This window comes from Micrococcus lylae (assembly GCF_900163825.1).
GTDB lineage: Bacteria > Actinomycetota > Actinomycetes > Actinomycetales > Micrococcaceae > Micrococcus > Micrococcus lylae.
On the sequence record NZ_FUKP01000056.1, the window covers coordinates 1 to 22403 of the forward strand.

A 22403-nucleotide genomic window follows, 5' to 3' on the forward strand; every position below is an offset into this window, starting at 1 on the left:
CCGCCCTCCCGCCCCTTCGTACACGGCACGGATAGGCTGGCGAGCATGGAACACCGCCACTCCACCGCCACCGGCACCCTGCCGCAGGTGGAGGAGCTCGGCCTCGGCGAGCGGCTGCGGCGCTTCGTCGGACGCCGCGCCCGCGCCGGCTGGATGCGCGCCCGCTCCTCGGCCGGCCATGCGGCCCTGACCACGCTCGCCGCCGTGGCGGCCTACTGGTTCGCCGAGGCCGTGCTCGGCCACGAGGGGCCGCTGTTCGCCGCGACCGCCACACTGGTGGGCCTCGGCTGGGGCCGCGAGCCGAAGCTGCGCCGCGTGCTCGAGGTGTCCGTCGGCTGCACGCTCGGCATCCTGGTCGGTGACGCCCTCATGCTCGGGCTCGGCCGCGGGATGTGGCAGGCCGGGATCGTGCTGTTCGTGTCCATCATGGCGGCCCGGTTCCTGGACTCCGGGCCGATCTTCACCACGCAGATGTCCCTTCAGGCCGTCCTGGTCGTGCTGCTCCCGGCACCCGCGGACGGCCCGTTCTCCCGCAGCCTGGACGCAGTCGTGGGCGCCGGCTGCGCTCTGATCGTCACCTTCCTCAGGCCGCACCGCACGCAGAGGTCCACGGCGAAGCGACTGCAGGCCCTGTACGACCCCATGGTCTCGATCCTGCGGGACCTGTCCACGGCGTTGCGCACGCAGGAGTCCAGCACGGCATGGATGGCGCTGATCACCGGGCGCGGCACACAGTCCGTGCTGGACGAGCTGCGCCGCGAGGTGAAGATGGCGCGCGAGGTCACCACCTACTCCCCGCTCGAACGTCGGCAGAAGGGCTTCGTGACGGTCGTCGCCTACGCGGTGGACCGCTCCGACCTGGCGATCCGCTCCCTGCGCATCGTGGCCCGCCGCGTGGTCAGCCTGATCGACTCGGGCGCACTCACGGACGAGGCGGCCGAGGCCCTGAGCAGCTGGTTCGACGAGGCCGCAGACGCCGTCCAGATCCTGAACCGGTGCTTCGACGAGCCCACGCCCGCCGGCCGCCGCCAGGGCCGGCTCGACGCCCGCGAGGCACTCGGCGCCGCGGCCTCCCGGCTGCACCCGACGCACCTCGGCGGCGGCTCGCTGCACGGCGAGGCCCTCGTGATGCTGCTGCGGCCCATGATGGTCGACCTCCTCGAGGCCTCCGGCGCGGACCACGAGGAGGCCGTGGGCTACCTGCCGGGCGTCTGATCGCGTCCGGGTCCGCCCCTAGAGTGGCGTCCATGGCGAGCTCGAAGTCCTCCTCCCGCAGGCCCCCCGGATACCGGTGCACCGAATGCGGCTGGACCACGGTGAAATGGGTCGGCCGCTGCGGCCGGTGTCAGGCATGGGGAACCGTGGAGGAGGCCGGCATGACGGCCACCACGGGCAAGACGAAGGCCTCCACGGTGGCCGAGGCGGCTCCGCGCATCGCGGACGTGGACGCCACCCTCGCCTCCTTCCGCAGCACCGGGGTGCGCGAGCTGGACCGCGTGCTCGGCGGCGGGCTCGTCCCGGGCGCCGTGATCCTGTTGGCCGGCGAGCCGGGCATCGGCAAGTCGACCCTGCTCCTGGACGTGGCGGCGCAGACCGCCCGCGGCACGGACGGCACGCCGCGTCCGGTCCTGTACCTGACGGGTGAGGAGTCCGCGGCCCAGGTGCGCTCCCGCGGCGACCGCATCGGCGCCCTCGCGGACACCCTGCACCTGGCCGCTGAGACGGACCTCGGCCGGGCGCTGGGGCAGATCGAGCGGATCCAGCCGTCCCTGGTGATCGTGGACTCCGTCCAGACCCTGCAGTCCGCCGAGGTGGACGGCATCGCCGGCGGCGTCACCCAGGTGCGCGAGGTGGCGGCCTCCCTGATCCGCACGGCGAAGGAGAAGGGCATCACCACCGTGCTGGTGGGCCATGTGACGAAGGACGGGACCATCGCCGGCCCGCGCCTGCTCGAGCACCTCGTGGACGTGGTCTGCCAGTTCGAGGGCGACCGCCACTCCCGGCTGCGCCTGGTGCGCGCCGTGAAGAACCGCTTCGGGCCGACGGACGAGGTCGGCTGCTTCGACCTGCGCGAGGACGGCATCGAGTCCCTGGACGACCCCTCGGGGCTGTTCCTCTCCGGCACCGCGGAGCCGGTGGAGGGCACCTGCGTGACCGTGACGCTCGAGGGCCGCCGCCCGCTCGTGGCCGAGGTGCAGTCCCTGCTCACCCCGTCCGCCGGGGGCAGCCCGCGGCGCACCGTGTCCGGCGTGGACTCGGCCCGCGTGAACATGCTCCTCGCCGTGCTGCAGCGCCGCGCCCGCTTCGCCCTGGCCCAGGACGACTGCTACGTGGCCACTGTGGGCGGCGTGCGCCTGTCCGAGCCGGCCTCCGACCTCGCCGTGGCGGTGGCGGTGGCGTCCGCGAAGCTCGGCGCACCCGTGCCGACCGGCATGATCGCGGTCGGTGAGCTGGGCCTGGCCGGGGAGGTGCGGCCGGTGCCCGGCATCGGCCGGCGGGTGCGAGAGGCGGCCCGGCTCGGCTTCACCCGGGCGATCGTGCCCCGCTCCCCCGAGCCGCTCGGCGAGGTCCCGAAGGGCTTCACCGTCGCGCAGGTGGGTTCGCTGTCCGAGGCGCTGAACACCATCCCCACATGGACCCGCTGAGGCGAGCCGACGGACGGGCGAGGCCGCCGGCGGACGGTGGGCGGCCGTCGTCGTGGAGGGGACGGGGGAAGACGAGGCCGGACAGGCCGCCGTCGCTGCTCAGCCTTGGCCCTCGGGCTTGTCGTCGGTGAGGCGGAAGGCGACCGGCTGGGAGGAGTGGTCGCCCAGCGTCACGGTGAGGCGGTAGGAGCCGGGATCCACGAGCTCACCGCGCTCGGTGCAGTCCTTCTCGGAGTTGCGGCGGTTCCATTCGAACAGTGCGGTCTGCTCGTCGTGCGGGACGAGCACCATGTCCTGGTCCTGCGGGTCGGCCTGGCAGATCTCGGTGGAGAACACGTCGTCCCCCTCGGCCGTGGTGACCTCGAAGACCTGCTCGGTGGTGCCCACGTTGAGGGTGCACGGCTCCTGGGACAGGTTCATCACCTTCAGTGCCAGCTCCGGACGCTCGCCGCGGTCGTAGACGGTCTTGTCCGTGCCCGCCGTGACCTGGATGGCAGAGCCCCGGCACGGCGGCTCGAGCGCCTCCGGAGCGGTGGAGGACGGCGAGGGGTTCGGCTCCTCCGAGGGCTTGTCACGGGCGTCGTCGGAGGGCTTGCCGGACGGGCTCTCGGTCGGTTCGGCGGAGCCGCTGCCGCCGGCATCGTCCGAGGCGGATCCGGACGGGGAGGGGCCGGAGGACGGCTCCTCGGAGGGGCCGGGACTCGCCGAGGGTGTCGGGGTCGCGCTGACGGCGGCCGGCTCCGGGTCGGACTCCCCGGTGATGTCCTGCACCAGGCGCGAGATCAGGCCGCCCAGGGCGATGCCCGCCAGCACCAGGAGCACCACCACGGCAAGGGCCACGACGCCGAACACGATCCGGCGGCGGCGGAACATGGCGGCACGCTGCCGGGCGCGCTCGGACTCGGTGGGGGGAAGGCCGTCCATGCCCACCAGGGTAGGGCTGGAGCCCGCCGCTACAGTGGACGCCATGCCCGAGGTCGCCGAACTCACGCCTGCCGCCCAGGATCGCCTCCACACGGCGGTCCTGGACTGGTTCGACGTCCACGCGCGGGACCTGCCCTGGCGCAGCGCCGACTGCTCGCCGTGGGGCGTGATGGTCTCCGAGATCATGCTCCAGCAGACCCCGGTGGTCCGGGTGCTGCCGCGCTGGCGGGACTGGATGCAGCGCTGGCCGTGTCCCGCCGACCTCGCGGAGGCCTCCACGGCCGAGGTGCTCACCGCCTGGGACCGGCTCGGCTACCCTCGCCGGGCGCTGCGCCTGCAGCAGGCGGCCGCGGCGATGGTGGACCGGCACGGCGGTAAGGTGCCGGCGGACCCTGCCGCCCTGCGCGCCCTGCCGGGGGTCGGCGAGTACACCGCGGCGGCCGTGGCGAGCTTCGCCTTCGGCATCCCCGAGACCGTCGTGGACACCAACGTGCGCCGGGTTCTCACCCGCGCGGTCCGCGGGCAGGGGTTGCCGCCGAAGACCCTGACCCGCGCGGAGATGCGCGACGCACACGCGCTGATGCCGGCGGACCGCACGCGGGCCAACCGCTGGAACGCCGCCGTGATGGAGCTCGGGGCGCTGGTCTGCACGGCCCGATCGCCGCGCTGCGACGACTGCCCTCTGCTCGAGCAGTGCGCCTGGGTGTCCGCCGGACGGCCGGAGCCGGAGCACACCCCGCGCGGGCAGGACTGGGCGGGAACGGACCGCCAGCTGCGCGGCGCCGTCATGGCCGTGGTCCGGGAGGCCGGCCGCGTGGAGGTCGGCGCCGTGCGCCAGGCCGTGGCCGGAACGCGGCGCCTGGGCACACACGTGCCGGACGAGGCGCAATGGACCCGTTGCCTGGCCGGCCTTCTCGACGACGGTCTCCTCCTCGAACGCGACGGCGCCTACTCGTTCCCCGACTGACAGCCGCCCCTGCGGGACGTCAGAGGGTGCGGATCATGCGGGTGTTGCCGAGAGTGTTCGGCTTGACCCGGGCGAGGTCCAGGAACTCGGCGACGCCCTCATCCTGGGAGCGCAGCAGCTCGGCGTACACCTCAGGGTCCACGGCGGACTGGTCCTCCATGACGTCGAAGCCGTGGGCGGAGAAGAAGTCCACCTCGAAGGTCAGGCAGAACACCTGGGAGACGCCGACGGCGCGGGCACGCTCCAGCAGCTCCTCCAACAGGGCGTGTCCCACTCCCCTGCCGCGGGCACGGTCCGCGACGGCCAGGGTGCGGACCTCCGCGAGGTGCTCCCACATGACGTGCAGGGCGCCGAAGCCGACGAGCTCTCCGGCCTCGTCCTCCGCCACCACGAACTCCTGGATGGCCTCGTAGTAGGCCACCGTCTCCTTCTGCAGCAGGACGCGGCTGTCCGCGTGGGGGCGGACGATGTCCTGGATGGCCGGGACGTCGGTGGTGCGGGCGGGACGCAGGGCGACCGGGAGCTTCGGCATCCGCCCAGTGTAGGACCGGCACCGTGCCCGGCGTCCACGGCGTGTGCCGCACCGAACCAGTGTGTGCTGCACCGAGCCAGAAGAAATGGTCACTTCACCGGGTCTTGAACCGGCCGAATCCTCTGGTTCGGCGCGAGGGGCCGGGCATGCCGGACATGACGAAGGCCCCCGCGACACCGTCCCTCGAGGGGAGGCTGCGGGGGCCTTCGGACGACCGGTTCAGGGCCGGTCAGGACCCGGGCAGAGTCACTTCTGCTCGTTGTCCTTGTTCTCGCCGCCGTTCAGGAACTTGTCCTGAGCGCCGTCGATGCCCTTGTTCACGGTGTCCTTGTGCTCGCCGAGCTTGTCGCCGTGCTGCTCCTGAGCCTGGTCGACAGCGTCGTTGATCTTGTCAGAGTGCTCGTTGGCAAGGTTGCCGAGATCGCCGATGCCCATGGTGTGGACCTCCTTGGAGTGGGGGACATTTCATCCGCTCCGGATCCCGTGGACCGAAGTCCTCGATCTCCGTGGCGACCGGTCGGCCGCCTGAGCGGTTGCCCCCACCGTAAGCAGATCCACAGACGCGGCGCCACCCTCGGGGCCGCCTATTCCCTGGGAACATCCTGGGCATTCTGGTACCCGATGTACCGCCTTTTCCTCACAGCGGAGCAGGGACGATGCTCACGGCGCCGCCCCTGCCTTGCGTCTGCCCAGGTCGGCCTGGGTCTGCCGCCTCAGTCCTTCGTGAAGGCGTTCTTCACGCCGTCGGCGGCACCCTTGAGCTTGTCGCCGGCGTTCTGGACGGCATCCTTGGCTCCGGCGGCGGCAGACTCGGTGCGTCCCTCGGCCTTCATGCGGTCGTTGCCGGTGGCCTCGCCGAGGCCGGACTTGGCGTCGCCCTTGATCTTGTCGAACGTGTTCTCCATGTCAGCCATGGTGTCTCCTCTCATCCGGGCAGGGCCGCCCGCCTCTCGGGCGGCCGCCCCGCCGGACCGTTGCTCCCGGCTCCGTCCGGGCGGGGCCGTCCGGCGGGGGACGGTGTTACCTGCGAGTCAACGCGCCGCGGGGGCGAGGGTCAAGCCCCCGCCCCCGCGTGCTGCATCGACCGCCGGACAGCGGCGCGGCGTCACTCGGACACGCCGGCCTCCAGCTCCTGCATCTGGGAGCCCTCGACCTCGCTGCGGCCGCCGGAGAACGTGAACGTCAGCTCGCGGCCCTCGCCCTCGCCCGTGGTGTCCACGGTGATGAGGGAGCCGGCCGGGATCTCGCCGAAGAGGATGCGCTCGGAGAGCTGGTCCTCCACCAGGTTCTGGATGGTGCGGCGCAGCGGACGGGCGCCCATGGCCGGGTCGTAACCCCGGTCCGCGAGCAGCTCCTTGGCGTCCTGGGTGAGCTCGATGGACAGGTCCTGCTCCGCCAGGCGCTTGCCGAGGCGGGCGATGAACAGGTCCACGATCTCCACGATCTCGGACTTCTGCAGCTGCGGGAAGACGATCACGTCGTCCACGCGGTTCAGGAACTCCGGGCGGAAGTGCTGGCGCAGCTCCTCCCGCACCTTGCCCTTCATGCGCTCATAGCCGGTGGCCGTGTCCGTGGCGGACTGGAAGCCGGTCATGACGCCCTTGGAGATGTCCCGGGTTCCGAGGTTCGTGGTCATGATGATCACGGTGTTCTTGAAGTCCACCACACGGCCCTGCGAGTCGGTCAGGCGACCGTCCTCGAGGATCTGCAGCAGCGAGTTGAACAGGTCCGCATGGGCCTTCTCCACCTCGTCGAACAGCACCACGGAGAACGGACGGCGGCGGACCTTCTCGGTGAGCTGGCCGCCCTCCTCGTACCCGACGTAGCCGGGAGGCGCGCCGAACAGGCGGGACACCGTGTGCTTCTCCTGGAACTCGGACATGTCCAGGGTGATCAGGGCGTCCTCCTCGCCGAAGAGGAACTCGGCGAGAGACTTGGCCAGTTCAGTCTTTCCGACGCCGGTGGGGCCGGCGAAGATGAACGAGCCGGACGGGCGGTTCGGGTCCTTCAGGCCGGCACGGGTGCGGCGGATGGCGCGGGACAGGGACTTGATGGCCTCGTCCTGGCCGATGACGCGGCGGTGGAGCTCGGCCTCCATGTTCTTGAGACGGTCGGTCTCCTCCTCGGTCAGCTTGAAGACCGGGATGCCGGTGGACTTGGACAGCACCTCGGCGATGAGGTCCTCGTCCACGGTGGCGACGTCGGAGGCCTGACCGGTCCGCCAGGCCTGCTCCTTCTGCTTCTGCTCGTCCACGAGCTGCTGCTCCTGGTCGCGCAGGCGCGCGGCACCCTCGAAGTCCTGGCCGTCGATCGCGGCCTCCTTCTCGGAGCGCACCTCGGCGATGCGGCCCTCGTAGGCCTTGATCTCCGGCGGCACGGTCATGCGGCGGATGCGCAGGCGGGCGCCGGCCTCGTCGATCAGGTCGATGGCCTTGTCCGGCAGGAAGCGGTCCGAGATGTAGCGGGCGGACATCGAGGCGGCGGCCTTGAGGGCGTCGTCTGTGATGGACACCTTGTGGTGCGCCTCGTAGCGGTCGCGCAGGCCGCGGAGGATCTTGGTGGCGTCCTCGACGGACGGCTCGTTGACCTGGATCGGCTGGAAGCGACGCTCGAGCGCGGCGTCCTTCTCGATGTGCTTGCGGTACTCGTCCAGTGTGGTGGCGCCGATGGTCTGCAGCTCGCCGCGGGCCAGCATCGGCTTGAGGATGCTGGCGGCGTCGATCGCGCCCTCGGCGGCACCGGCGCCGACGAGGGTGTGGATCTCGTCGATGAACAGGATGATGTCCCCGCGGGTGCGGATCTCCTTGAGGACCTTCTTCAGGCGTTCCTCGAAGTCGCCGCGGTAGCGCGAGCCGGCCACGAGCGAGCCGAGGTCCAGCGAGTACAGCTGCTTGTCCTTCAGCGTCTCCGGCACGTCGCCACGGTCGATGGCCTGGGCCAGACCCTCCACCACCGCGGTCTTGCCGACGCCGGGCTCACCGATGAGGACCGGGTTGTTCTTGGAGCGGCGCGAGAGCACCTGCATGACGCGCTCCATCTCCTCGGCGCGGCCGATGACCGGGTCCAGCTTGCCGTCGTGGGCGGCGGCGGTGAGGTTGCGGCCGAACTGGTCCAGCACCACGGAGCCCGCGTTCTGCCCCTCGGACTGCCCGCCCGGGGCGACGCCGGCGGTCTCCTTGCCGCCCGGGCCGGAGCCCTGGTAGCCGGAGAGCAGCTGGATGACGGTCTGACGGACGCGGTTCAGGTCCGCGCCGAGCTTCACCAGCACCTGGGCGGCGACGCCCTCGCCCTCGCGGATCAGGCCGAGCAGGATGTGCTCGGTCCCGATGTAGTTGTGGCCGAGCTGCAGCGCCTCGCGCAGGGACAGCTCGAGCACCTTCTTGGCACGCGGCGTGAAGGGGATGTGGCCGGGCGGGTTCTGCTGCCCCTGACCGATGTCCTCCTGCACCTTCTCGCGGACCGCGCCGAGGGAGATGTCCATCGACTCGAGGGCCTTGGCTGCGACGCCCTCACCCTCGTGGATCAGGCCGAGCAGGATGTGCTCGGTCCCGATGTAGCTGTGGTTGAGCATCCGCGCCTCTTCCTGCGCGAGCACCACCACCCGCCGCGCGCGGTCGGTGAACCTTTCGAACATGGACACACTCCTTGGCTCTTGCCTTGGCTTTCGATTGGTCCCGAGCCTACGCACGCAGACAGGGCGACGGGCGGCTGTTCGCCACAGGGTGAAGCGATCAGCCGCCCGTCGTCACGGACCCCGTCGGGGCCGATCCACGGGGCCCCGGCTCCTGGAGCCGGGCTCCGCAGGTCACCTGCGCTTGGCGTTGCGGTAGGCCTCCACGACGTCGCGGTGCAGGCGGCCGCGGGAGGAGACCTCATAGCCGTTGTCCGCGGCCCACTTGCGGATCTCCGCGGCCTCGGCCTTCGGGGACGGCGGCGCCACGGCGCGGCCCTTCTTCATGTAGGGCTTGAGGAAGTTGCGCAGCTCGCGGGCGTTGTCCTCGGACAGGTCCACCTCGTAGTGGCGCCCGTCGAGCGCGAACTTCACGGTCTCGGCGGCCTCCGAGCCGTCCAGATCGTCCACCAAGACGACTTCGACCTTCTGTGCCATGTGCTTGCCCATCTCCCTCATTCGTCTGCAGCGACCGGGATTTCACCCTGGCAAGCCGATTCACCCAAGGGAAAAGGCTGCGCTGGAAGGTTCTCCGGCCACCTGGCTCTCTGTGTCCGCTTCCACGGTAGCCGATCTATGCCTTTCCTGCGGATGAACATTTCTCCTGCGGGCGTCGTCTGTCAGCAGAATCCCAGGTACGGGGAAACCTGCCTCCGGGGGGGTCATTCCCCTGCAGCGGATACTCGCTGCATGAAAGGGTGTCCGCCGGACGGAACCGCGCCCTCAGGCGCGCGGCGCACCCTCCTCCGGAGCCCGACCCTCGCCGACCTCCTCGGCGGGCGCCTCGGCGTCGGCCTCCAGGCGATCCTCGCCGTCCCCCTCGGCGTCGGTCTCCAGGCGACCCTCGCCGACCTCCGCGGCGTCGGCCTCCGCATGCCCCGCGGCGGGCGTCTCATCCGTGCGCCGCCTGCGCGCCCATTCCCGGGCTTCGGCCTCCTCGGCCGCCGCGCGCGCGTCCGCGCCCGAGCGCCTCCGGCCCTCCGCCTCACGCTCACCGGTGTCCGCGCGGAGCAGGGAGCGCATGATGAGCCAGAACAGCAGCGCCAGGCCCACGGACGGGGCCAGCACTGAGAAGTAGTCCCAGAACGTCGCCATGGCGGATCAGGCCTCCGGCTTCAGCAGCGGGAAGAGGATGGTCTCGCGGATGCCCACGCTGGTGAACAGCATGACCAGGCGGTCGATGCCGAGGCCGAGGCCGCCCATCGGCGGGGCGCCGTACTCGAGCGCACGGAGGAAGTCCTCGTCGAGCTGCATGGCCTCGTCGTCGCCGGCGGCGGCGGCGCGGGACTGGGCGGTCAGGCGCTCGCGCTGGATGACCGGGTCGATCAGCTCGGAGAACGCGGTGCCGCGCTCCGTGCCGCCGATGACCAGGTCCCAGGCCTCGATGACGCCCGGCTCCTCCCGGTGCGGCCGGGCCAACGGCTGGGCGGCCGGCGGGTAGTTGTACACGAAGGTCGGGTTGATCAGCGTCGGCTCGACGATCTCGCCGAACAGCTCGATGACCAGCTTCTCGGCGCCCCACTGCGGGTCCACCGGCACCTCGTGCCGCTCGGCGATCTCCCGCAGCACCGCCACGTCGGTCTGAGGGGTGATCTCCTGGCCCACGGCCTCGGACAGGCCGGGGTAGACGGCCACCCATGCCCACTCGCCGTCGAGGTCGATGGTGCCCTTCTCGGTCTGGATCTGCCGGCCGGCGCCCACGGCGTCCGCGGCGGCGAGGATCATCTGCTGCATGCGGTCGGCCATGACGTGCATGTCCGCCCACGCCTCGTAGCACTCGAGGGTGGTGAACTCGGGCGAGTGGGTGGAGTCCACGCCCTCGTTGCGGAAGACACGGCCGATCTCGTAGACGCGGTCGATCCCGCCCACCACGGCGCGCTTGAGGTAGAGCTCGGTCGCGATGCGCAGCGTCATGTCCTGGTCGAACGCGTTGAGGTGCGTCTGGAACGGGCGGGCCTGGGCGCCGCCGTGGACGAGCTGCAGGATCGGGGTCTCGACCTCCACGTAGTCGTGGCCTTCCAGGGTGCGCCGGATCGCGGAGACCACCTTGGCGCGGGTGTAGACCATCTCACGGGCGGCGTCGCGCACGATCAGGTCCGCGTAGCGCTGGCGGACGCGGGTCTCCTCGTTGAGCTCGGCATGCAGCACCGGCAGCGGGCGCAGCGCCTTGGAGGCCATCTGCCAGGAGTCGGCCATGATGGACAGCTCGCCGCGGCGGGAGACGATGACCTTGCCGGTCACGGACACGTGGTCGCCGAGGTCCACGGCCTTCTTCCACTCGGCCAGGGACTCCTCGCCCACGTTGGCCAGGGACAGCATGACCTGCAGGCGCACGCCGACGCCGTCGGGGCCGCCCTCCTGGAGGGTGGCGAAGCACAGCTTTCCGGTGTTGCGCTGGAACACGATGCGTCCGGCGACCGACACCTCCGGGCCGTCCTCCCAGCCCGGCTCGTGCTTGCCGTCGAACTCCTCGCGGACCGCGGCGAGCGAGTGGGTGCGCTTCACCTCGACCGGGAACGCCTCTGTGCCCTCGGCGAGCAGGGCGTTGCGCTTGGCGGCGCGCACGGCCTGCTGGTCGTGGTGGTCGACTGCGGTCTGAGCGGGGGTGTTCTGCGTGGTCACAATTCCCCAGTCTAGAGGCGTGGCCAGGCGGTTCCACGACCCCGGCCAGTGGGGCCCGCCACGTGGGACGGGCTCCGGGCGACGGTAGCGTGCAGGCATGCCCGCACGCCGTTCTCCCCGTCGCACGCTGGAGCGCCTCGTGACCCTCGACGGCGGCACGCGCCTGCGTCTGCGCACCCACCTGCCGCCGGGGTGGGCAGAGGGCACGACGACGGCCGCCTCCCCCGCCTCCCGGCCCACCGGGGCGGGAGGCGGGGCGGGCAGGTCGCCCGCGGGGGCCAGCGCCGCGCCGACAGTCGCGGACGCGGCGACAGGCGACGCCGAGGCGAGTGCCGTCGTCGTGATGGTGCACGGGACGCTGGTGACGGACGCGGCCTACGCGGCCACGGCACGGGCGCTGGCGAAGCGCCTGCGGGCCCCGGTGGCCACCTACGCGCGGCGGGGCCGGTCCGGGTCCTCGCCGCAGCCGGAGCAGGACCTGCTGGCCGCCGAGGTGGCCGACCTGCGCGCGGTCATGGCGCTGACCGGGGCGCGGTCGGTGCTGGGGCACTCGTTCGGCGGGTCGGTGGCGCTGCTCGCCGCCGCGGAGCACGCCGCGGCCGGGGGCCGGCCGTGGTCCGTGGTCACCTGGGATGCGGCGCTGAACCTGGACGGGATGCTGGCCGGGCTGTGGCGCCCCGGGATGGCCGAGGCCGTGGCGGACGCCCGCTGGGGCACCGCATGGGCGCATCTGGTGCGGGACCTGGGCACGGCCGGGCCGCTGTCCCGGCTGCCGGTGACGGTGCTGCGCGGAATGATCGGCGCGGCGTCCTTCACCCGGCCCGGGAAGGGGATGCTGCGGCTGCTGCCGGCGTCGTCGGCGGAGATGCGGGCGGCCGTGGCCGAGCCCGTGGACGCGCAGGCACTGGCGCGGAACCTCGCGGACACTCGGGTGACCCTGGTGACGGGAGGCCGCTCCCCCGGGTTCTTCGCGGACACCGCGCGCGTGCTGACGCAGGCCGCCCACCGGGCCGGGGCGCCGCAGCGCACAGCGGCCATGGCCTGGCGCGTGATGCCGGCCCGCCTGCATGACGGGCCCATCACGCCTGAGCCGTTCATGCTGCGGGCGCTGGCGTCCGCCCTGCGCTGACCGACGGGGCGGCGGTGAAGTGCTCGGCGAGATCGGAGAGCACGGCCTCCACGGCGAACGGGATGGCGCCGTGCATGCAGCGCGGGGAGCGTTCGAAGGTGGTGGTCGGCATGGCTGCGTGCAACCGGCGGACGACCTCCTGGAAGTACTGCGGGGACAGGCCGCCGCACATCAGGTGCACCGGGGCGGTGATGGCGGCGAAGTCCTCGGGGCGGTCGTCCTCGTGCATCGCCGCGATGAGCTCACGGGACAGGGTCGGCAGCATGCGGCGGGCCATCTTCCCCAGCGGGGTGGCCACGAGGCCGGCGAAGGTGAAGGTGAGGAACCACTCCGGCACCTGGGACAGCACGGCGGAGGATTGAAGGCCACGCTGGAGGATCGCCAGGCCGCGGGCGGTCTTCCCGTCCTCCACGGCCTGTTCCAGGCGGGACAGCCAGTGGGCGGTCCGGGGGCCGTCCAGGTTCACGCAGGGGTCGTAGAGCGCGGTGCGGTCCGGGACCAGTTCGGCAGGGAACAGCCCCCCGGCCTGCTGCAGCGCGTTGAGCACCACGGAGCCGCCGAGCGAGTGGCCGATCAGCTGGCGGGCGCCGGTGTGCTCCAGGACGGCGGCGAGGTCCGCCACCTCGGTGTCCATGGAGTAGTCCTCCGGCTGCGGGGCCGAGTCGCCGCGGCCGCGGCGGTCGTAGACGTCCACGGCCCAGTCCTGCCCGGAGATCTCCCGCAGGCGAGCCCGCAGCACATGGGCGAAGGGACGGTAGTACCAGGCGCTGAGATGCGCGCCCACCACCACGACCACGCGGCGCTCCCCCGGGGCCGTCTCGTCGCCGCAGGTCGTCATGGCCAGGGCGGCGCCGTCCGCGGCGGTCACCACGTCATGGGTACGGCGGGCTGTGCGCAGCGCGCGGACCAGGCGGCGGGCGCGGGTCAGGAGCATCACGCGGGGTTCACGCAGGCCGGGATGTCCCCGCCGGTCGCCATGGCGATCGCGTTCCGGGCGGTGAGGACGGCCATCTCGTCCCGCGTGTTGCGCGTGGCCGAGCCCAGGTGCGGCAGGACCATGACGTTGTCCAGCTCGGCGAGGCCGGCGGCCATGGCCGGCTCGTCCTCGAACACGTCCAGGCCGGCACCGAACAGATGCCCGGAGCGCAGCGCCTCCACCAGGGCCGACTCGTCCACCACCGGGCCGCGGGCGGTGTTGATGAGCACCGAGCCGCGCTTCATGCGGGCCAGGACGTCCGCGTCCACGAGGTGGCGGGTGTCCTCGGTGAGCGGCACGTGCAGGGAGAGGATGTCCGCGCGCTCCACCATCTCCTCCCAACGGACCTGCTCCACACGGCCGGCCAGGTCACCGAGCTCCGCGGCGGACACGTCACGATGGGCCGGCGGGCGCGGGGCGAAGACGACCTGCATGCCGAAGGCGAGGGCGCGCTCGGCGACCGCCCTGCCGATGCGACCGAAGCCGGCCAGGCCCAGGGTGGCGCCCGCGACGTCCTTGCCCACCAGCAGGTCCGGCGCCCAGCCGGTGAACTGCCCGGCGCGCATCATCCGCTCTCCTTCGTAGGCACGGCGGGTGACGCCGAGGATCAGCAGCAGCGCGATGTCCGCGGTGGCGGCGGTGAGCACGTCCGGGGTGTTGCCCACGCGGATGCCGGCGGCGGTGGCGGCGGGCACGTCGATGTTGTTGTACCCCACCGCGTAGTTGGCGATGCCCTTGAGCTGTGCCTTCTCGAGCGTGGCGGCGTTGAACGTCTGGTCAAGGGCGCAGACGATCACGTCGTAGTCCCCGGAGGCGGCCAGCTCGGGCAGGGCGGCGTTCCCGCCCACGTCCTTGCCGTGCGTGATCTCGCCGGCCTCGCGCAGCAGGGCCAGCCCGGACTCGGGCAGGTCGATCATCGTCAAGAAGCGAGCAGTCATGGGGCACCTCCGTGCGGGTGGATCAGCAGGGCGAGGGTGGCCGGGGGCTGCGGCGCCGGCCGCCACCGGGCATTGCGTCCCAGGCTAGCGCTGACGCGGACGGAGGCCGCCGGAGGTGTCAGGAGGCGTCAAGAAGCGACCATTGACGATCGTCAATCATTGACTAGAATCAACCGTTGACTCCACGCAATGACCTGACCGGAGTGCCCCGCCGCACGCACCGGCCCGCCGCAGCCTGAAGCACCTTCCCAGGGGTGCCGCTGCCGCCCGCCGCCGCCACGACGTCGCCTCCCTTCCCCGGAAGGACCGCATGTCCACCACGAACCCCGAGACCTCGTCCGTCTCGATCGTCGCCGCCGACCCGCAGGAACGGCACCGCAAGATCCTGCAGGCCCTGACCGGCCTGCTCCTGGGCATGTTCGTGTCGATGATCGCCAACACGGTGGTCTCCACGTCCCTGCCGGTGATCGTCCATGACCTCGGCGGAGACCAGGCCACCTACACGTGGGTGGTCACCGCGATGATGCTCGCCACCGCGATCGCCACCCCGATCTGGGGCAAGTTGGCGGACCTGTACTCCCGCAAGCTGCTGTTCCAGATCGCCATCGTCGTGTTCGTCGCGGCCACCGCCGCGGCCGGCTTCGCGCAGGACCCGGCGTGGATGATCTCCTGCCGCGTCCTGCAGGGCCTGGGCGGCGGCGGTCTCATCGCCCTGTCCCAGGTGATCATGGCGGACATCATCAGCCCCCGTGAGCGCGGACGCTACATGGGGCTGTTCGGTGCCGTCATGGCCGTCGCCACCGTGGGCGGCCCGCTGCTCGGCGGCCTGATCACGGACACCCTGGGATGGCGGTGGAACTTCTTCGTCTCCGTGCCGTTCGCCCTCGCCGCCCTGGTGATGGTGGAGAAGAACCTCAAGCTCGAGCGCCTCTCCCCCCGGAAGGCCAACATCGACATCCTCGGCATCGCCCTGATGGCCACCGCCACCACCCTCCTGCTGCTCTGGGTCACCCGCGCCGGCCAGGACTTCGAGTGGGTCTCGGCCACCAGCGCCTGGATGGTCGGCGGATCCCTGCTGGCTGCCGCGCTGTTCGTGGTGGTCGAGCGCAGCGTCTCCGAGCCGCTGATCCCGTTGCGTCTGTTCCGGAACCGCACATTCACCCTGGCCGTCGTGGCCTCGCTGTCGGTGGGCCTGGCCATGTTCGGCTCCGGCGTCTACCTGGCCCAGTACATGCAGCTCGCCCGCGGTGCCACGCCGTCCCAAGCCGGATTCATGACCCTGCCACTGATGGCCGCGTTCCTGATCTCCTCCACGCTGGCGGGCCGGCACATCACCAAGCACGGCAACTGGAAGCCGTTCCTGGTGGCGGGCTCCGTGTTCCTGACCATCGGCCTGGCACTGCTGGGCACCCTGCGCTACGACACGAACTTCGCCCTGGTCTGCGTCTACATGGCACTGGTGGGCCTGGGCATGGGCATCACCATGCAGAACCTCGTGCTGGTGGTGCAGAACACTACGGATCCGCACGCCATGGGCGTGGCCACCTCGGGCGTGACCTTCTTCCGTACCCTCGGCGGCTCGGCCGGCGTGGCCGCGATGGGCGCCGCCGTGGCCACCACGGTGACGGACGGCATCCAGTCCCGCGCCGCCGAGGTCCAGGCCGCCCTCGCGGGCATGGGTCCCGAAGGGGCCAAGTGGGCCACGGACATGCAGGCCGGCCGCCTGCCCGCCGTGGCCTCCATGCCGCACGAGCTGCGCGTGATCTTCGAGGAGACCTACGCCCAGGCCATCTCGAACGCCTTCCTCTGGACCGTGCCGCTGGCCGTGCTGGGCATCGTGGCGGTGCTGCTGCTTCCGAACATCCCGCTGGGCCGTCGCAACGCCCAGGAGCAGCGTGCCGCCCAGCGCGCCCGCCGCAGCGCCCAGCAGGAGGCGGCGGCCGCCGCGGTGGGCCCGCACACCGGCTCCCTGCCGCAGATCCGTGACGAGCGCCCGGACGCCGGCGGACAGCCGGGCGTCTCCCGCGGCACGGACACGGCCCGGGGGGACACCGGCGTGCAACCGGACGCCCCCCGGGGTACCGGAACCGAGGCGACCCGCCGGACCGGAGGCGACCGATGAGCAGCACCCCGCTCCCCCTGGGCGCCGCCGCCGAGCACCCGGAGGAGTTCGAGGCCGCCATCCGCGACCTCGAGGGCTCCTTCGTCACGCTCGTCCGCCAGTACCGCCAGCTCGTGGCCCGGCACGCCGAGCAGCTCAGCCCCGGCATGTCCTCCGGTGCGATGAAGGCGTTCCTGACGATCGTCAACGCCGCCCCGCTGTCCCCGTCCGCCCTGGCCGAGACGATGCTCGCCGACCGTGCGCAGATCTCCCGCTTCGTCAAGGAGCTCGAATCCCTGGAGCTCATCACCCGGGAGGCCGATCCGAAGGACCGCCGTGCGGCCGTCCTGCGCCCCACCGAAGAGGGCCTGCGCCGCCTCCACGAGGTCCGCACCGGACCGGTCGGCGGCGGCATGCGCCGCGACCTCGCCGGCTGGGACCTGGAGGACGTCCGGCAGCTCGGCACCCTGCTGCACCGCTTCACCGAGGAGCGCGCCCGCCGCGCCGAGTGAGGCCTCCGGCGCCGCAGGCGCCCCTCCCCGCCGCGCACCCCGGGTGCCGCGGTGCGCCGAGGCCTCCGAGACCCCGAACCCACGACGACGGCCGCTCACCGTCCGACTGCACATGCAGTCGGACGGTGAGCGGCCGTCGTCGTTGTTCCCCTGCGGGGTCGGGTCACCAGATGGAGACGCGCTCCTCCGGAGCCAGCCACATCGGGTCCTGCTCGGTGGTGCCGTAGGCGGCGTGGAAGGCGTCCAGGTTCTTCACCACCTGGTTGCAGCGGAACTCGTTCGGTGAATGCGGATCCGAGGCGATGCGCGTGACCATCGTCTCCGGACGCGTCAGCTGACGCCACACCGAGGCCCAGGAGGAGAAGAACTCACGGTCCTGCGCCGCAGTGTCCTCGTCCGCGGACTCAGACTGCTCCTCACGCCAGATCTCCAACGCCTGGTGCGCGATGCCCAAGCCGCCGAGATCGCCGATGTTCTCACCCAGAGTGAACTCGCCGTTGACGTGGTGGTCCGGGGCCTCCGCCGGGGACAGGGCGCTGTACTGGGCGACCAGCTTGGCGGTGCGGTCCGAGAACGCCTCCCGGTCCTCGTCCGTCCACCAGTTCTTCAGGGTGCCGGTGCCGTCGTAGCGGGAGCCCTGGTCGTCGAAGCCGTGGCCGATCTCGTGGCCGATCACCGCGCCGATGCCTCCCAGGTTCGCGGCCATGGAGCGCTCCGGGTCGAAGAACGGGGGCTGCAGGATGGCCGCCGGGAACACGATCGCGTTCTCCAGCGGCGAGTAGTAGGCGTTCACGGTCTGGGGAGTCATGTGCCACTCCTCCGGATCCGGGCCCTTCTCGATCTTCGCCAGGTCCCAGTCCCAGGCGAACTCATCCGCGCGGCGGGCGTTGCCGAGCAGGTCGTCCGCGTCCACCTCCAGAGTGGAGTAGTCGATCCACTTGGACGGGAATCCGACCATCGGGCGGAACATGGACAGCTTCTCCAACGCACGCTGGCGTGTGTCCTCCCCCATCCAGTCCAGGCGGGAGATGGAGCGCCGGTAGGCCTCGTTGAGGAGGCCGACCAGCCTGTCCATCTGGTCCTGATGGCCGGCCGGGTAGTGCTTGGCCACGTACAGCTGTGCCACGTCCTCGCCGGCGGCGGAGTTCACGAACGCCACGGCGCGCTTCCAGCGCGGGCGGACCTCCTCGGTGCCGGCCAGGCGGCGGCCGTAGAACGAGAAGTTCTCCTGCACGAACGCCTCAGGCAGGTACGCGGCGAAGGAACGAAGGACCTGCACCTCAAGCCAGTGCTTCCAGGTCTGCAGGTCCACGGCGTCCTCGCCGGCGAGCAGCGACTGGACGCCGGCGAGGAAGTCCGGCTGCCACACCACGACCTCGTCCGAGCGGGTGCCGGCGGCACCGATGCCCTCCAGCCAGGCCTGCGCCAGCGGGAACGTCTCGTCCAGCTGAGCGCGGGTGAGCAGGTTGTAGCGGGCCACGGCGTCGCGGGAGCGCACCACGTCCCAATGGTGCGAGGCGATCTTCGTCTCCAGGTCCACGACGCGGCCGGCGATCTCGGAGGCCTCCGCCTCGTCCGCACCGATGCCTGCCAGGGCGAGCATGCGGCCCAGGTGGGCGCGGTACTCGGAGACGATCTCCGCGTAGGAGTCCTCGCGGTAGTAGGACTCGTCCGGCAGGCCGAGGCCGCCCTGGAGCAGGTGGAGGAGCATGCGCTCGGGGTCGCCGGCGTCGTTCATGGCGCCGGTGTTGATCAGGCCGGAGACGCCGTGCCGCTGCAGGGCGCCGGAGAGGGTGAGCAGCTGCTCCGGGGTCTCCACGGTCTCGATGGCGGCGAGGTCTCCGGCGATCGGGGCCACGCCGCGGGCCTCCACGACCTCCTCGTCCATGAACGAGGTGTAGAGGGCGGCGATGCGGCGGCGCAGCGCGGTCCGGTCGGCGGAGGTGTCATCGGAAGAGGCGTCCGAGGCGGCGGCGTCCTCGGCGGAAGAGGTCTGCTCCGGGGCGTCCGCGGAGGCGGCGTCCAACACGGTGTCCGGGGAGGCGATGTCCGCAGAGGCCTCCACACGGGCGCGGGCGGCATCATGGCCGGTGCCGACGGCGCGCACAGCGTCCTCGCACAGGTGCCGGACCGCGAGCTCGGCGTTGTCCCGCAGCTCGAGGAACGCGCCGTAGGCGCCCTGGTCAGAGGGGATCTCATGGGAGGCCAGCCACTCGCCGTTGACGTGGCGGTAGAGGTCCTCGGTGGGGCTCGGGACGGCGTTCTCGGCAGGTGCGGTCACAGGTGGTGCTCCTTTGGATGCTGTGGACGATGGGCGGGCATGCTTCCCCGAAGCCTAGTGGGTCAGGTCACACCCGCGCAGGGACGACGACGGCGGCGCACCCGGGGAGCACTGCATGCAGTGCCCGGGTTCGCCGCCGTCGTCGGGTCGGCTCAGAGGACTTTGCTGGGTGCGGAACTCCTCCGGCGGGCCGTCACTGCCCCGCCGACCATGCCTCGCTCAGGTCAGGAGACCGCGGCCGCGAGCTTGGAGACGGACTCCTCCATCTGCTCCTGGCTGATCAGCGGGAACAGGTTCTTCGCAAGGAGGTCCGGGTCGGTGACCTTGGACCAGTCGTAGGTCAGGGTCACCTCCGTGGAATCCTGGCCGGTGGCCTCGAGGGTCCAGATCCACTCCCATCCCGGCGGCTCGGTGCCGGCGGGTGCGGTGGCCCAGCCGACCATCTTGTTCTCGTCGTAGGCGACCACGTGGTTGTCGGTCCGGTACTCGCCGCCCATGTGCTCGCCCTGCATGTTCATGGTGAACACGTCGCCGACCTTCTGGATGCGCTGCGTCTTCTCGTCGTCCACGACGAAGCCGCTGGAGTCGAAGAGCTTGTGCTTCTCCGGCAGGGTCAGCACCTCGAAGATGTCCTTGGCCGGAGCGTCGATCGTACGGGTCACGGACTGCTTCGTCTCGCCCTGGGGGCTCTGATTCATGCTCATGCCTGCACCGTAGACACGCCCGCCCCCGCACTGGCAAGGGCGCAGGAGCGACGCGCTTCCGCCGCGGCTTCCTGAGCGGCTCTTGATCTGCACTCGGATCTGCGCCTGCCCGCGCCTCGATCTGCCACTGCCCGCGCCTGCCCGCGCCTCGATCTGCCACTGCCCGCGCCTGCCCGCGCCTCGATCTGCGCCTGCCCGCGCCTGCCCGCGCCTCGATCTGATCCAGAGCCTGCCCGGCGTGCTCCCTTTCGGAACGAAGCCCCCCGGGGCCAAGCGCTCTTCCCCTCCCAAGCGCTCGATCCGATCCGGAGCCTGCGTGGCGTGCTCCCTTTCGGAACGAGGCCTCCGGCACCGAGGCGGCCCTCGTTCCCAAGCGCTCGATCCGATCCGGAGCCTGCGCGGCACGCTCCGTTTCGGAACGAAGCCTCCGGGGCCTTGGACATCGCGGCCCGCGGCAGGCGGCCGCCCTCAGGCCGGCACGTTCCGGCCCGCACGGAAGCGGCTCACCGAGGCGTCGCCGGTGATCCAGTGCCGCCACGGGAACCGCGCCGATCCTCCCTCGCCGGAGACGCCCACCCGGGGCCCGGTCGACACGTGCGGCGGTGCCGAGCCGGCCGGCGGCGGAGCGAGGACGAACACGGCGGGTGCGAGGCCGTCGTCGGGACGCGGGATGCGGGGAACAGCAAGCCCGGGTGCTCCCCCGGGCGCAGGAGCATCGGCGAGTGTGATCGGCAGGTGCCCCATCTCCAGGGTGATGCCGAGGCCCTGGCCGAGGTTGCCGGGGCCGGAGAGCAGTCGGGCGCCGGTGTCCCGGCCCCGGCGGAGGACGGCGAGGTCATGACCGGCGACGACCTCGGCGGCGCGGACGAGGAGGCCGCCGGCCGCGTCGGGCTCGTGGACGACGAGGTTGAGACAACGGTGGATCCCATAATTCAGGTACACGTACGTCCGCTGCGGCGGCCCGAACAGCGCCGCGTTGCGCTCGGTGCGGCCACGGTAGGAGTGGGCGCCCGGGTCCTCGCCCCGGTCGCCGTAGGCCTCGAGCTCGGTGAGGCGGACGGTGACCGCCCCGTCGGCGGTGATGACCGTGAGCAGGCAGCCGAGCAGGGCCGGCGCCGCCTGCGTGGGGTGGACGTGGAAGAGTGCGGCGAGGTCGTCGCAGGAGCGCGGGACGGGCGTCGAGACCGCGTCCTCCGGGTCCCCTCCCGGCAGGCCGCGGTGAGCTGGGGACGGCATCTTCATCCTTCCGGAGACGTGCATGCGGACGCTGGACGAACCTCCACCCTGGCAGCGTGGACCGTCAGAATCCCAGCCGGGGCCGGCCTGCCACCAGGTGCCGACGCCTCAGTCCTGCGCCGCCGGCAGCACCATGTTGTCGATCAGCCGCACCGGCGGCACGTGTGCTGCCACGAGGGCGAGGGCGTCCCGGCGCAACGGCTGACACAGCAGCTCCGGGCCGAGCTCGGCGAAGGTGTCCCGGTCCACCACCACGAGGTGGTCCAACTCGACGCCCGGTTCGTCCTCGACCATCCGGCGAGCGGCTTGGACGTCGACGGGCTCGCCGGCCGCCGCGGCGTCGGCCAGGCCGCGCAGAGCGCGGCTGAGGACGAGCGCGTGCTCCAGGCCCGCGGCGTCCAGGCGGGTGTTGCGGCTGGACAGGGCAAGGCCCTCGGGGGAACGCACGATGGGCACGGCACGGACGTCGACGTCGATGTCCAGATCCGTGGCGAGGCGGCGCAGGACGGTGAGCTGCTGCGCGTCCTTCTGACCGAAGTAGCTGCGCAGGACCGGCACCGCAGGGCGGGCGATGTTCCACAGCTTGGCCACGACGGTGGCCACGCCGTCGAAGTGCCCCGGGCGGGAGGCGCCCTCGAGGACCTCCCCCATACGGCCGGCCGAGACGGTGACGATCGGCGCGTCAGGGTAGCCCGGATACATCTGCTGCACGTCCGGGGCGAACACGACGTCGGCCCCCGCCGCCGCCAACAGGTCCAGATCGGCGTCCAGGGTGCGCGGGTAGTGCTCGAGGTCGGCCGGATCGCCGAACTGCAGCGGGTTCACGAAGATGCTGACCGCCACGACGTCGTTCTCGGCGCGGGCCCGCTGCACCAGGGCCGCGTGGCCGCCGTGGAGGGCTCCCATCGTGGGGACCAGGCCGACAGTGACGGGCTCGGCGTCGGAGGCATCGTCGTCCGCGGCGCCGGCGACGAGCTCACGGAGGGCAGAGCGCATCTCTGCGACCGTCCGGGTCAGACGAGGACGCGCAGGCACACCTCCGGCCTCGGCCTTCTCAGGTGCCGGGAGGGCGTCCTCGAGGGTGAGGCCGGTGCCGGCGGGAACGGGACGCTGGTCGGGGACGCGATCATAGGGGGTCACCGTCCAAGTCTAGGTGTTGGGGGTCA

General features: G+C 71.8%; 20 protein-coding genes. 6 read left to right on the plus strand and 14 right to left on the minus strand.

Annotation, left to right across the window (positions count from 1 at the left end):
* The first annotated feature begins 45 nt into the window (after positions 1 to 45).
* Together FM125_RS07885 and radA are read left to right on the plus strand one after the other, a co-directional pair.
* Entirely contained in the window at positions 46 to 1215 is a 1170-nt protein-coding gene (locus FM125_RS07885) for an FUSC family protein (protein WP_087134223.1), read from the plus strand.
* A 32-nt stretch (positions 1216 to 1247) separates the two neighbouring features.
* Positions 1248 to 2645, plus strand: coding sequence for a DNA repair protein RadA (gene radA / locus FM125_RS07890; RefSeq protein ID WP_087134224.1), 1398 nt, complete (start codon positions 1248 to 1250; stop codon positions 2643 to 2645).
* A gap of 99 nt (positions 2646 to 2744) precedes the next feature.
* Here the strand turns inward: radA and FM125_RS07895 are convergent, their stop codons facing one another.
* Entirely contained in the window at positions 2745 to 3569 is an 825-nt protein-coding gene (locus tag FM125_RS07895; RefSeq protein ID WP_087134225.1) for a hypothetical protein, read from the minus strand.
* Between the two features lie 43 nt (positions 3570 to 3612).
* Here FM125_RS07895 and FM125_RS07900 point away from each other — a divergent pair, with 43 nt between their 5' ends.
* Positions 3613 to 4536 (plus strand): HhH-GPD family protein, encoded by a 924-nt coding sequence (locus FM125_RS07900; RefSeq protein ID WP_087134262.1) that lies wholly within the window; start codon positions 3613 to 3615, stop codon positions 4534 to 4536.
* A gap of 19 nt (positions 4537 to 4555) precedes the next feature.
* On the opposite strand, the gene FM125_RS07905 is transcribed toward FM125_RS07900, so the two are convergent.
* From FM125_RS07905 to lysS, 7 genes are all read right to left on the minus strand, one after another.
* A complete protein-coding gene (locus FM125_RS07905) occupies positions 4556 to 5068 on the minus strand; it encodes an amino-acid N-acetyltransferase (protein ID WP_087134226.1) in 513 nt (170 codons plus the stop codon).
* A 246-nt stretch (positions 5069 to 5314) separates the two neighbouring features.
* Entirely contained in the window at positions 5315 to 5503 is a 189-nt protein-coding gene (locus tag FM125_RS07910) for an Rv0909 family putative TA system antitoxin (protein ID WP_067190087.1), read from the minus strand.
* A gap of 278 nt (positions 5504 to 5781) precedes the next feature.
* Positions 5782 to 5982: a CsbD family protein gene (locus tag FM125_RS07915; protein WP_067190085.1), complete on the minus strand. Its 201-nt coding sequence runs from the start codon at positions 5980 to 5982 to the stop codon at positions 5782 to 5784.
* A 191-nt stretch (positions 5983 to 6173) separates the two neighbouring features.
* Complete coding sequence (locus tag FM125_RS07920) at positions 6174 to 8702, minus strand: ATP-dependent Clp protease ATP-binding subunit (protein ID WP_087134227.1); 2529 nt, start codon at positions 8700 to 8702, stop codon at positions 6174 to 6176.
* 171 nt (positions 8703 to 8873) lie between these two features.
* Entirely contained in the window at positions 8874 to 9188 is a 315-nt protein-coding gene (locus tag FM125_RS07925; RefSeq protein ID WP_371327620.1) for a histone-like nucleoid-structuring protein Lsr2, read from the minus strand.
* 273 nt (positions 9189 to 9461) lie between these two features.
* Positions 9462 to 9833 carry a hypothetical protein gene (locus tag FM125_RS12275; protein ID WP_245829902.1) on the minus strand — a complete coding sequence of 124 codons (372 nt, stop codon included), beginning with the start codon at positions 9831 to 9833 and terminating at the stop codon, positions 9462 to 9464.
* Between the two features lie 6 nt (positions 9834 to 9839).
* Complete coding sequence (gene lysS, locus FM125_RS07935) at positions 9840 to 11360, minus strand: lysine--tRNA ligase (RefSeq protein ID WP_245829904.1); 1521 nt, start codon at positions 11358 to 11360, stop codon at positions 9840 to 9842.
* Positions 11361 to 11457: 97 nt separating this feature from the next.
* On the opposite strand from lysS, the gene FM125_RS07940 reads away from it, so the two are divergent.
* Positions 11458 to 12489, plus strand: coding sequence for a thioesterase domain-containing protein (locus tag FM125_RS07940; RefSeq protein ID WP_143745297.1), 1032 nt, complete (start codon positions 11458 to 11460; stop codon positions 12487 to 12489).
* Here FM125_RS07940 and FM125_RS07945 read toward each other — a convergent pair.
* Complete coding sequence (locus FM125_RS07945; RefSeq protein WP_087134230.1) at positions 12455 to 13423, minus strand: alpha/beta fold hydrolase; 969 nt, start codon at positions 13421 to 13423, stop codon at positions 12455 to 12457. The genes FM125_RS07940 and FM125_RS07945 overlap by 35 nt on opposite strands.
* Positions 13423 to 14403 carry a 2-hydroxyacid dehydrogenase gene (locus tag FM125_RS07950; RefSeq protein WP_087134231.1) on the minus strand — a complete coding sequence of 327 codons (981 nt, stop codon included), beginning with the start codon at positions 14401 to 14403 and terminating at the stop codon, positions 13423 to 13425. The genes FM125_RS07945 and FM125_RS07950 overlap by 1 nt, the downstream gene beginning before the upstream one ends.
* Positions 14404 to 14713: 310 nt before the next feature.
* Between FM125_RS07950 and FM125_RS07955 the strand changes: the two genes are divergently transcribed.
* Both FM125_RS07955 and FM125_RS07960 read left to right on the plus strand, forming a co-directional pair.
* Positions 14714 to 16525, plus strand: a complete 1812-nt coding sequence (locus tag FM125_RS07955; RefSeq protein ID WP_087134232.1) for a DHA2 family efflux MFS transporter permease subunit — start codon at positions 14714 to 14716, stop codon at positions 16523 to 16525.
* A complete protein-coding gene (locus FM125_RS07960; protein WP_067190074.1) occupies positions 16522 to 17016 on the plus strand; it encodes a MarR family winged helix-turn-helix transcriptional regulator in 495 nt (164 codons plus the stop codon). The genes FM125_RS07955 and FM125_RS07960 overlap by 4 nt, the downstream gene beginning before the upstream one ends.
* Before the next feature lie 163 nt (positions 17017 to 17179).
* On the opposite strand, the gene FM125_RS07965 is transcribed toward FM125_RS07960, so the two are convergent.
* From FM125_RS07965 to panC, 4 genes are all read right to left on the minus strand, one after another.
* Positions 17180 to 19297 carry a M13 family metallopeptidase gene (locus tag FM125_RS07965; RefSeq protein ID WP_067190072.1) on the minus strand — a complete coding sequence of 706 codons (2118 nt, stop codon included), beginning with the start codon at positions 19295 to 19297 and terminating at the stop codon, positions 17180 to 17182.
* A gap of 224 nt (positions 19298 to 19521) precedes the next feature.
* Positions 19522 to 19995: an SRPBCC family protein gene (locus FM125_RS07970; protein ID WP_067190070.1), complete on the minus strand. Its 474-nt coding sequence runs from the start codon at positions 19993 to 19995 to the stop codon at positions 19522 to 19524.
* Positions 19996 to 20469: 474 nt separating this feature from the next.
* Positions 20470 to 21237: a DNA-3-methyladenine glycosylase gene (locus FM125_RS07975; protein ID WP_083315145.1), complete on the minus strand. Its 768-nt coding sequence runs from the start codon at positions 21235 to 21237 to the stop codon at positions 20470 to 20472.
* Between the two features lie 108 nt (positions 21238 to 21345).
* Positions 21346 to 22377, minus strand: a complete 1032-nt coding sequence (gene panC, locus FM125_RS07980; protein WP_087134233.1) for a pantoate--beta-alanine ligase — start codon at positions 22375 to 22377, stop codon at positions 21346 to 21348.
* Positions 22378 to 22403: the final 26 nt, after the last annotated feature.

Bases quoted from the DNA above. Each gene is read 5' to 3' on its own strand.
- FM125_RS07885 (WP_087134223.1), top strand. From the start codon at position 46: ATGGAACACCGCCACTCCACCGCCACCGGCACCCTGCCGCAGGTGGAG.
- radA (WP_087134224.1), top strand. From the start codon at position 1,248: ATGGCGAGCTCGAAGTCCTCCTCCCGCAGGCCCCCCGGATACCGGTGC.
- FM125_RS07895 (WP_087134225.1), bottom strand. From the start codon at position 3,569: ATGGACGGCCTTCCCCCCACCGAGTCCGAGCGCGCCCGGCAGCGTGCC.
- FM125_RS07900 (WP_087134262.1), top strand. From the start codon at position 3,613: ATGCCCGAGGTCGCCGAACTCACGCCTGCCGCCCAGGATCGCCTCCAC.
- FM125_RS07905 (WP_087134226.1), bottom strand. From the start codon at position 5,068: ATGCCGAAGCTCCCGGTCGCCCTGCGTCCCGCCCGCACCACCGACGTC.
- FM125_RS07910 (WP_067190087.1), bottom strand. From the start codon at position 5,503: ATGGGCATCGGCGATCTCGGCAACCTTGCCAACGAGCACTCTGACAAG.
- FM125_RS07915 (WP_067190085.1), bottom strand. From the start codon at position 5,982: ATGGCTGACATGGAGAACACGTTCGACAAGATCAAGGGCGACGCCAAG.
- FM125_RS07920 (WP_087134227.1), bottom strand. From the start codon at position 8,702: ATGTTCGAAAGGTTCACCGACCGCGCGCGGCGGGTGGTGGTGCTCGCG.
- FM125_RS07925 (WP_371327620.1), bottom strand. From the start codon at position 9,188: ATGGGCAAGCACATGGCACAGAAGGTCGAAGTCGTCTTGGTGGACGAT.
- FM125_RS12275 (WP_245829902.1), bottom strand. From the start codon at position 9,833: ATGGCGACGTTCTGGGACTACTTCTCAGTGCTGGCCCCGTCCGTGGGC.
- FM125_RS07940 (WP_143745297.1), top strand. From the start codon at position 11,458: ATGCCCGCACGCCGTTCTCCCCGTCGCACGCTGGAGCGCCTCGTGACC.
- FM125_RS07945 (WP_087134230.1), bottom strand. From the start codon at position 13,423: ATGCTCCTGACCCGCGCCCGCCGCCTGGTCCGCGCGCTGCGCACAGCC.
- FM125_RS07950 (WP_087134231.1), bottom strand. From the start codon at position 14,403: ATGACTGCTCGCTTCTTGACGATGATCGACCTGCCCGAGTCCGGGCTG.
- FM125_RS07955 (WP_087134232.1), top strand. From the start codon at position 14,714: ATGTCCACCACGAACCCCGAGACCTCGTCCGTCTCGATCGTCGCCGCC.
- FM125_RS07960 (WP_067190074.1), top strand. From the start codon at position 16,522: ATGAGCAGCACCCCGCTCCCCCTGGGCGCCGCCGCCGAGCACCCGGAG.
- FM125_RS07970 (WP_067190070.1), bottom strand. From the start codon at position 19,995: ATGAATCAGAGCCCCCAGGGCGAGACGAAGCAGTCCGTGACCCGTACG.
- FM125_RS07975 (WP_083315145.1), bottom strand. From the start codon at position 21,237: ATGCCGTCCCCAGCTCACCGCGGCCTGCCGGGAGGGGACCCGGAGGAC.